Origin of the sequence: Salinisphaera sp. Q1T1-3, from assembly GCF_003602005.1 — a bacterium.
Lineage (GTDB): Bacteria > Pseudomonadota > Gammaproteobacteria > Nevskiales > Salinisphaeraceae > Salinisphaera.
Map to the genome: position 1 here is coordinate 1 of NZ_QZWD01000031.1, position 2,283 is coordinate 2,283.

General features: G+C 53.7%; 3 protein-coding genes. 2 read left to right on the plus strand and 1 reads right to left on the minus strand.

Translation table 11 applies throughout. The annotated features are described in order from the left end of the window. Positions 1-110: 110 nt before the first annotated feature. Positions 111-575, minus strand: a complete 465-nt coding sequence (locus tag D3260_RS17010; RefSeq protein WP_233544121.1) for a transposase — start codon at positions 573-575, stop codon at positions 111-113. Between the two features lie 201 nt (positions 576-776). On the opposite strand from D3260_RS17010, the gene D3260_RS17015 reads away from it, so the two are divergent. Both D3260_RS17015 and D3260_RS17020 read left to right on the plus strand, forming a co-directional pair. Beyond that, positions 777-1,526 (plus strand): hypothetical protein, encoded by a 750-nt coding sequence (locus D3260_RS17015; RefSeq protein ID WP_199671572.1) that lies wholly within the window; start codon positions 777-779, stop codon positions 1,524-1,526. Positions 1,527-1,644: 118 nt separating this feature from the next. Continuing rightward, positions 1,645-2,007 (plus strand): hypothetical protein, encoded by a 363-nt coding sequence (locus D3260_RS17020; protein WP_120099803.1) that lies wholly within the window; start codon positions 1,645-1,647, stop codon positions 2,005-2,007. The last annotated feature ends 276 nt before the right edge of the window (positions 2,008-2,283 follow it).

The window sequence follows — 2,283 nt, forward strand, 5'->3', positions numbered from 1 at the left end:
GCGACGCCGGCGCTCCGGCCCCAACAGCTCGCTCCCACCACCCATCGCACTAGTCCTATCCACAGTCATATGCCTACCTCGTATTTAAGCACTGATCTGTGTCCGGCGTTCTACGGGGCTACTCCACCCACCGGGATGTTGATGCCCTGTTCCCGTAACAAGCCACGGAGATTATTGATCCGTGCCGTGCGAGTCGCCATCCACTGGGATCGAATCCGGTGTAATCCCTGAATCGCCTGCTGTTCGGACGACTTCACGGGCACATCGATGATCTCGGTGTTACGCGCCGCTTCGATCAATGCTGCAGCATCGGCCGCATCGTTCTTATTGCGTCGCCGGTAAGGGCGTGCCGCCTGTGCCGGAATCAAGCGAACGGAAAACCCCAGACCCGTGAGCCAGCGGCCCCAAAAGTGCGCCGTGCCACAGGCCTCCATCACGACCGTCGCCGGCTCGCGATTGAAGAAGAACGCCTGAAACTGCGATCGGCTCAACCGATGGCGTTCGACAATCCGCCATTCGGAATCAGCAACAGCGATCTCGAACACGGTCTTGGCCAAATCGACGGCAATGGTCATACTCGAAGTCATGGACGTCTCCTGTGCTTCTGCTGTTTTTCGACAACTTCAGCATGGCACGTTGATGCCGAATAAAAGAGCGGGAGGCGTCCATTCCATCACTGCAGTTGATCGCCCAAAGCGCTGCCGCGCTTCGGGTTCCCTCCGCAGCCTTCGGCCGCTCCGGCGGCAACTGAGCTTAGGCGTTATGCCCGATAAATCATGTACGTAGCTGAAATAAATCGACCTGGAACTTGGCTAGAGCTCGGCGACCGTGATTTAGCCTTTGAAATCGAGGGGATGCTCCGTAGCTTGGAAGACAAAGTAGCTGAAGCCGCAATTGCTTTGACGATGTTTGAATCTTCTAAGAACGAAAACCGCAATCCTCGTGAAGAATGGGAGCGGGACGCCGGAATTCGGTCAGAGGTTGACGAAAATCTTCGTTCAGAACTTGGCGAGGCTTATTATCTAAACTATGATCAAACTCAGGTTGAACGAGATCGCCGAATTCTGAGGCGACGTGCGGAGCTTGGACTTGCGCCGCGCTCTTATCTACATAAGATTCCGTTTATCCATGCTCATACTTTTGTATACGCGGTCGACTCATTTGCGAAGTTTCTAGATGAGTTGAAGGAATACGAAGTTGCTCCCAGCGATATCCGAACGATTGCGGAAGAGCTTGACACGCATTTGCCGATGCTTAGAAAAATACGAAACTCAGCCCTGCATTCGGAAGATCGTCAACGGCGATATGCGTCGCTTGCCGATAAGAAGCGAGGCAAGCGGATGACGATAGAAGGGTTTCTAGGGCTCAGCAACCTTCATGGAAATGAACTCGGATACACTATAGATGACGGTTCATATCAAAAGATTTTGATTGGCGTAGAAACGCTAGAAGTCATAGTCAAATCCGTTAATGATGCACTCAGCGCGTTTTGCTGGACTGGGCCAGCCACCATATCCCCGACGTAGGCATAACAATACGCTGCAGTTGACCGCCCAAAGCGCTGTCGCGCTTCGGGTTCCCTCCGCAGCCTGCGGCTGCTCCGGCGGCAACTGAGCTTCGGCGTTATACCGCGCGAGCGAACGAATGAGCGAATCAGTACAAGCAATCCGGCTGGCAACATTCAAAGATAGCCGAGCTTCGTTTTTAAGTGCGTTAGCAGACGCCGGTATCGACACCGGGGAAGTAAAGCTATTTTCGGAACGTCCGCAAGCTGCCGGGTTCGTGGATATGATCTACGCCGTCTCCGAAGCGCTACCTTGGAATGCTCTATCGAGAGTCATTGTCGCATGGCTAGAAGCTCGGAAAAGTCGCGAAATAATAATCACCCAAGGTACTAACACGGTGGTTCATGCGCGTGGTTACAGCGTCGAGGATCTTCGAAAAATACTGGGATCGGCAAGGAATATTACCGCTATCGATACCGAAAAGCCTGACACAGATGTATAACAGTGCGTATATGGACGCCTCCCGCAAGGGGTAGATCCGACAGTCTTTTCTGATAGCAGCCCGAAGAACGGTTGCGGTCGTATATCCGGCTTCTGATGGGCATCTGCCCGAGCCTTTATGGAATCCGCACGCCGAGGGCCTATCGCTGCAACGGCTTTGATAGCCGGAACTGTTATCGGCCTTTCTCGACGCGGGTCCGACCTCGTCTGCCATAACTGCTGTCGTCTCTACGCAACCGGGGGAGGGAACTAATCGTTCAAAGTTATGCGGCCATGG

Excerpts from the sequence above, each read along its gene's own strand:
- D3260_RS17010 (WP_233544121.1), bottom strand. The coding sequence starts at position 575 with ATGACCATTGCCGTCGATTTGGCCAAGACCGTGTTCGAGATCGCTGTT.
- D3260_RS17015 (WP_199671572.1), top strand. The coding sequence starts at position 777 with ATGTACGTAGCTGAAATAAATCGACCTGGAACTTGGCTAGAGCTCGGC.
- D3260_RS17020 (WP_120099803.1), top strand. The coding sequence starts at position 1,645 with ATGAGCGAATCAGTACAAGCAATCCGGCTGGCAACATTCAAAGATAGC.